The following is a 6,297-nucleotide window of genomic DNA, read 5'->3' as shown; positions in this document are numbered from 1 at the left end:
CGAAATCTTTAGCAACACCACCGTACACTTTTGCAAGAGTAGTACAGATAGCAGCAGTTAGAGTTGTTTTACCGTGGTCAACGTGGCCGATAGTACCAACGTTTACGTGCGGTTTCGTACGTTCAAATTTTTCTTTAGACATGGGGTGTCCCTCTAGGTACGGATTAGGTGGCTTAAAATAAGACCACGCAACCAAAAAAAATGGTTTTCTTTATTAAAGGAGAAGAAGCTTTAGACTGGTGCTAATACCCAGAGTCGAACTGGGGACCTCACCCTTACCAAGGGTGCGCTCTACCGACTGAGCTATATCAGCACACAAAATGAGTTGGAGCGTGCAGCGGGAATCGAACCCGCATCATCAGCTTGGAAGGCTGAGGTAATAGCCATTATACGATGCACGCAACACGTAACTCTGTTTGAGCTATTTAACCTTTAGAATATGGTGGAGAGGGACGGATTCGAACCATCGAAGGCAGTGCCAACAGATTTACAGTCTGCTCCCTTTGGCCACTCGGGAACCTCTCCAAATTTTGAGCTTTCTCTCGCTTGCCTTAAAGGAAGGGAGAAAGTGGTGCCGACTACCGGAATCGAACTGGTGACCTACTGATTACAAGTCAGTTGCTCTACCTACTGAGCTAAGTCGGCACAAGTGGGGCGCATTTTATTGAATGATTTTCCACCTTGCAATAGCAAATTGAAAAAAAGTGCAAAATTCTCTGAGCAAACTCCTACATACGGCTATTTAGCTCAAGGTTTACGTCTTTAACCCGCATCTAGTACAGGAAGATATTTTATTTATCTATCGCTTGATGTATTTTCCATGCACTTGTTTTGTTATCCACTATAGAGTTTTGTATGAGCCCATTTATGTCATTTGACCGCGAACGTTGGTCTGAGCTAAGGAATTTAGTTCCGATGACACTTTCTGAGAGCGACTTAAAAGAGCTTCAAGGCATCAATGAAAAGCTCACAATGGAAGAGGCAGTAGAGATCTATCTACCGCTATCTCGTCTATTGAACCTCTATGTGGCAGCCAGACAGAATAGAAACTCGGTACTCCACCAATTTCTAGATAAGAAAGAGAAAGCGCCACCTTTTATCATCGGTATTGCGGGTAGCGTAGCTGTTGGCAAAAGTACCACTGCGCGTCTGCTTAAAGCCCTACTCTCTCGCTGGGAAAACCACCCAAAAGTTGAACTAGTGACAACCGATGGCTTTTTATATCCAAACGAGGTGTTAGAAGAGAAAGGGTTGATGAGCAAAAAGGGCTTTCCTGAATCTTACGATATCAAGCGTTTAGTGAACTTTGTTTCGGATGTAAAAGCTTGCAAGAGAAATGTCACAGCCCCTGTTTACTCGCATCTTACGTACAATATTACTGATGACGTTAAGTGCGTCGACCTACCAGATGTGCTTATTATTGAAGGGCTTAATGTTTTACAAACCGGAATGAATTATCCACACGAGCCACATCGCGTGTTTATTTCAGACTTCCTTGATTTCTCACTCTATGTTGACGCTGATAGCCAACAAATCAAAGAATGGTACGTCAATCGCTTTATGAAATTCCGCGATGGCGCGTTTACTAAGCCTGGCTCTTACTTTAGTCATTACACTAAATTATCGAACCAAGCCGCATTGGACAAAGCAGAAGGTATCTGGAGTTCAATTAATGGCTTGAACCTTGAACAAAATATCCTTCCGACAAGAGAAAGGGCTCACCTGATTCTACGTAAAGGCGCAGATCATATGGTTGAAGAAGTGTTACTAAGAAAATAGTAACGCCTTAGTCGCCTTTTCTTAGCGATATCTCGCCACCAATATAGCTCTCGACACCATTCTCAGTTTTGAGCAATACAGCACCTTGTTCATCGATGCCTTGAACAACACCTTCAATTTCTCTAGGTCCAATGATCAATCTAACATTGCGACCTAAGAAATTATCCAAGCGGTTCCAACGCTCTAAAAAATTGGACATTCCTTTCAACTCGTAGTCGACAAGTGACTTATCCCAAGCATTGATCAGAGCCTGCGCTAACTGGTTACGGTCTGGCACCTTCCCATCACACACTTCTTTAAGGGAAGTCCATGGCTGGCCAATACCTGATGTTGTTGGATCCATGGATAGGTTTAGCCCTAAACCAATCACAATATGCGCAGCGCCACCAGACTGTCCTGACAGCTCGACCAAGATACCTGCAAGCTTCTTGTCATTGTGGTAAAGGTCATTCGGCCATTTAAGCTTTACACCTTCTACGCCCATCTCTTCCAAAGCTTCAACAACAGCTACACCAACCACAAGGCTTAAGCCCATTGCGGCAGCCATCCCCGCGTCGAGTCTCCAATACATTGAAAGATAGAGGTTTGCACCAAATGGTGATACCCACTCTCGTCCACGGCGTCCACGACCCGCAGCTTGATATTCAGCAATACAGACAGAACCCGATTCGAGGGTGTTAGTGCGCTCTAATAGGTGTTGGTTTGTAGAACCTATGATGGGAATGAGTTCAAGAGAAGCATCGCGACTAACTGCAGACAATTTGTCTTGGTCAAGCATATCCAAACGACTGGCTAGTTTGTAACCCTTGCCTTGTACTCGGTAGATATCTAAACCCCACTCTTGAATACCTTTAATGTGCTTACTGATAGCCGCTCGTGATACGCCAATCATTTCACCTAGGTCTTCACCTGAATGAAACTCACCGTCAGCAAGACATCTCAATAGTGCAAGCTTGGTGCTGTGCTCTCTCATGCCAATGACTCCAAAGCCTTATCCAGGTTTGTCTCGCAGTCTCGTCCCATAAAGCGCACTTCATGTTCCAATCGAATATCGAATTTATTCAAAACGGACTGGCGCACTCGCTCTGCAAGCTTAAGGATATCCACAGCAGAAGCCTCATCATAATTGATAATAACCAATGCTTGGTTGGGGTGAACCTGAGCGCCACCTTCTGTCACACCCTTGAACTGGCATTGATCAATCAGCCAGCCAGCAGCAACTTTGATCATGTCATTACTCTCATAACCAACCATATTTGGATATAGAGCTAACAAGCGATCAAAATGATCTTTGGTGATCACAGGGTTTTTGAAGAAGCTACCCGCATTCCCTTGTACTCTAGGGTCTGGCAGCTTACTTGAACGGATAGCACACACTTCATCAAATATAGTGCGAGGGGAGAGCGTATCGGCTGCTAGGCTTTTTAACGGGCCATAGTGATTGCATGGCTCCCACTCTTTCGGCAACGTTAAACCAATCGCAACAACAATCGCTTTATCGTAGAGAGCGTGTTTGAAAATAGAATCTCGGTAACCAAAGAGACACTCTTCTTTGCTTAATCGCTTAACTGTATAAGTATCCAGACACAGGATATCGACATACTCGCATACGTCTTGTAGCTCAACACCATACGCACCAATATTCTGAATCGGAGCAGAGCCGGAACAGCCGGGTATCATTGCTAGGTTTTCTAGACCACCCAGCTCTTTATCCACACTCCACTCAACCAAGCTTGGCCAATCCTCGCCACCACTCACATGCAGTAGGTGATGACTGTCCGTCTCGGCCAGCTCAATCCCGGCTAATTTATTCACGATGACCAGGCCAGCGAAGTGCTCAGTAAAAAGCATATTACTGCCCTTACCCAGTATTAACTTAGGCAAAGCTGACCATTTAGGGTCTTTGTAAAGCGAAATAAGTTCTTCGGTAGTGGTGACTTCAACCAACGCATCACACGTCTGATCGATGGAAAAAGTATGAACATTTTTTAAACTAGCATTGAGATGGAATTGCATGGCGACATTCAATTAACTTACACTGCGGTCATTCTACAGCAGATAAACCAATGGCGCAGTGACTGAATGAACAATGTCATCATTACTCAATTAGACCCAGTAAAGGTTCCCCTAGTTAAACGTTTCTATAAAGAACATTACCCAACGGGAAAAGCGAATAAGAGTGAACTGATCTATTCGTTATTGCTGAATAACGAACTGTGCGGTGTCGTGCGTTTTCGTACAATAGAAAATAATCGCTTACTTACCGGTATGGCGATATCAAAACAACATCGTGGTCAGCAATTAGGCTCCCAGCTTATGGATTATTGTGCGCAACATACGCTTACGGAAGATGATTACTGCTTTGCGTACGCTCATCTCACCAATTTTTACGCGCGACACAAATTCGTACAAGTAGACCCTAAAGATCTACCAAATGGTTTAAGAGTTTTATACGAGCGCTATTCGAATAGCGGAAAAGATCTCATTCCTATGCATTATCAGCAAAATTGTTAGAGAATGCCTCGATTATCTAGTATTTGGTGCTATCCCTTTGGTAAAATTAAAAGTTCGCAATTTTGCATATTTTTAAGGTAAAACAGTCAATATGATTGCCAGTAGGAATCCATTCATACAGTTGCCAACCATAGCGCAGAATCCTGACAAGTTTGAAGTACTACTATCAGCGCAAGAGTTTCGAACTCGCCTACTTGATGAAATATCTCGCGCAACGACTCGTATTAGTTTAGTCGCTTTGTATCTTGAAGATGATGAGGCTGGCCGTGAGATCCTAACTGCCTTATATGAAGCAAAGCAAAAGAATCCAGAATTAGACGTGAGCGTTTGTGTCGATTGGCACCGGGCGCAGCGTGGATTGATTGGCGCAGAGTCTTCTGAAGGCAATGCAGCCATGTATAAAGAGTTCGCAGAGAAATATCAACATTCTGTGCCTGTCTATGGCATTCCCGTTCGCGGCAAAGAAGTCTTTGGCGTATTGCACTTAAAAGGCTTTATCGTCGATGATAGCGTGATATACAGCGGTGCAAGCCTTAACAATATCTATCTGAATTACCATGACCGCTATCGCTTTGATCGTTACCATGTTTTAAACAATGCAGCTCTTGCTGACTCAATGGTTGCCTACGTACACGAACAGATGGTTGCGGACAGCGCTGTTTATGACCTGGCTGATAAGAACAAGCCTGCGACCAAAGAACTGAAACCAGCGATTCGTCAGTTTCGAGCATCATTGGCAAGGTCTCAGTATCAATTCGAAGGGCAAGAGGTTTCAGCAGAGCAAGTGGCTGTAACACCATTGGTTGGTATCGGTAAAAGACGTAACCGTCTGAATCAGGGAATCAACCAACTCGTCGCTCAAGCTAAAGATGAAATCTTCATCTGCACACCTTACTTCAACTTCCCACCTAGCCTAGCTAAAGAAGTGAAGAAAGCACTTAAGCGTGGCGTAAAGGTCAGCATTGTTGTTGGTGATAAGACAGCGAATGATTTCTTTATCTCACCAGAAGAAGAGTTTAAAACGATTGGTGGTTTGCCATACCTTTACGAACTGAACTTACGCCGTTTCGCTAAAGCGAATGAAGCTCATATTGCTAGCCGTAATCTATCAATTCGACTTTGGCAACACGATTCCAATAGCTTCCACCTAAAGGGCATTTGGGTAGATAAGCGCTACATGCTACTAACAGGTAATAATCTAAATCCACGCGCATGGAAGTTGGATCTAGAGAACGGTATCTTTATCCAAGATAACTACCATCACCTAACAGACAAGTTTCAGGCTGAAGTGGATAACATCCTTCAACACACTCAGCTTATCTGTACTTATAAGCAGTTAGACAAGGTAGAGAGCTACCCGATGGAAGTTCAGAAGTTGATTCGTAAGATCACTCGTGTGAAAGCCGATAGGGTGCTTAAGCAAATACTGTAGTCGATGTATTAGAGACACTATTTATCAACGCCTAGCAAACGCTAGGCGTTTTTGTATCTACGAGATAGCTATTTAGGTTTGTTTGATGGTCTTTCGAATCAACATCTCTATTTATGCATAGTGAGTGTGATAGCTTGAAGTGTTAAGCATCCTACCTTTTCCTTAGTCAGTCTCAGGGTTCCAGATACGTGTATCAGGTATGGTTTAGATAGCAGCTAAACGAGTACCAATACGAACATAATCGACAATTACCCTTTACGTATTCAAGCAATAAAGTCTCACTCCTTAGGGCGAAGTACGTACGCGATAGAGAATTTCACATAGTAAAACAATCAGATTAGTGCTCTGCTCTATTTAGCTTAAGAGTTAGAAGTGACCACCTATATTCCCAAGCAGCACCTCCCGATATATAGAGAAGTACTTCATAGCTAGCGATAAGGATCTACTACTAAAACCCAAAACACATACGCAGGAAACGACGAAAGCCTAGTCGTCGGACTAGGCTTTCTGATATGTGCCGGAATAGCATGAAGTGCAGGGGCTCGGTGTCTTTATACCAATTAAAGTAAAAA

General features: G+C 43.6%; 6 protein-coding genes and 4 tRNA genes. 3 read left to right on the top strand and 7 right to left on the bottom strand.

The window, feature by feature from the left end; all coding sequences use genetic code 11:
- The 5 genes from AB4133_RS21235 to AB4133_RS21215 form a co-directional block, all read right to left on the bottom strand.
- A partial coding sequence (locus tag AB4133_RS21235; RefSeq protein ID WP_242456805.1) for a GTP-binding protein occupies positions 1-142 on the bottom strand: 142 nt, incomplete at its 3' end.
- Positions 143-237: 95 nt separating this feature from the next.
- Positions 238-313: transfer RNA gene (locus AB4133_RS21230), tRNA-Thr, on the bottom strand.
- Between the two features lie 13 nt (positions 314-326).
- A tRNA-Gly gene (locus AB4133_RS21225) sits at positions 327-401 on the bottom strand.
- 39 nt (positions 402-440) lie between these two features.
- Positions 441-525, bottom strand: a tRNA-Tyr gene (locus AB4133_RS21220).
- Positions 526-569: 44 nt separating this feature from the next.
- Positions 570-645 (bottom strand) — tRNA-Thr (locus tag AB4133_RS21215).
- A gap of 210 nt (positions 646-855) precedes the next feature.
- Here AB4133_RS21215 and coaA point away from each other — a divergent pair.
- Entirely contained in the window at positions 856-1,779 is a 924-nt protein-coding gene (coaA, locus tag AB4133_RS21210; RefSeq protein ID WP_017066910.1) for a type I pantothenate kinase, read from the top strand.
- Between the two features lie 7 nt (positions 1,780-1,786).
- Here coaA and birA read toward each other — a convergent pair whose 3' ends face one another.
- Together birA and murB are read right to left on the bottom strand one after the other, a co-directional pair.
- Positions 1,787-2,752, bottom strand: a complete 966-nt coding sequence (gene birA, locus AB4133_RS21205) for a bifunctional biotin--[acetyl-CoA-carboxylase] ligase/biotin operon repressor BirA (protein WP_017059800.1) — start codon at positions 2,750-2,752, stop codon at positions 1,787-1,789.
- On the bottom strand, positions 2,749-3,795 hold the full coding sequence (gene murB, locus AB4133_RS21200) for a UDP-N-acetylmuramate dehydrogenase (RefSeq protein WP_102429266.1): 1,047 nt from the start codon (positions 3,793-3,795) through the stop codon (positions 2,749-2,751). The genes birA and murB overlap by 4 nt, the downstream gene beginning before the upstream one ends.
- A gap of 66 nt (positions 3,796-3,861) precedes the next feature.
- Between murB and AB4133_RS21195 the strand changes: the two genes are divergently transcribed.
- Entirely contained in the window at positions 3,862-4,293 is a 432-nt protein-coding gene (locus AB4133_RS21195; protein WP_017059798.1) for a GNAT family N-acetyltransferase, read from the top strand.
- Between the two features lie 91 nt (positions 4,294-4,384).
- Positions 4,385-5,725: a CDP-diacylglycerol--serine O-phosphatidyltransferase gene (gene pssA / locus AB4133_RS21190; protein WP_372225660.1), complete on the top strand. Its 1,341-nt coding sequence runs from the start codon at positions 4,385-4,387 to the stop codon at positions 5,723-5,725.
- Positions 5,726-6,297: the final 572 nt, after the last annotated feature.

The sequence above is a fragment of the Vibrio sp. 10N.286.52.F8 genome, from assembly GCF_041468745.1.
GTDB lineage: Bacteria > Pseudomonadota > Gammaproteobacteria > Enterobacterales > Vibrionaceae > Vibrio > Vibrio crassostreae_C.
This window is presented reverse-complemented; position numbering and strand designations above follow the sequence as displayed.

Coding starts and splice junctions, on each gene's coding strand:
- birA (WP_017059800.1), bottom strand. CDS start 2,752: ATGAGAGAGCACAGCACCAAGCTTGCACTATTGAGATGTCTTGCTGAC.
- coaA (WP_017066910.1), top strand. CDS start 856: ATGAGCCCATTTATGTCATTTGACCGCGAACGTTGGTCTGAGCTAAGG.
- murB (WP_102429266.1), bottom strand. CDS start 3,795: ATGCAATTCCATCTCAATGCTAGTTTAAAAAATGTTCATACTTTTTCC.
- AB4133_RS21195 (WP_017059798.1), top strand. CDS start 3,862: ATGAACAATGTCATCATTACTCAATTAGACCCAGTAAAGGTTCCCCTA.
- pssA (WP_372225660.1), top strand. CDS start 4,385: ATGATTGCCAGTAGGAATCCATTCATACAGTTGCCAACCATAGCGCAG.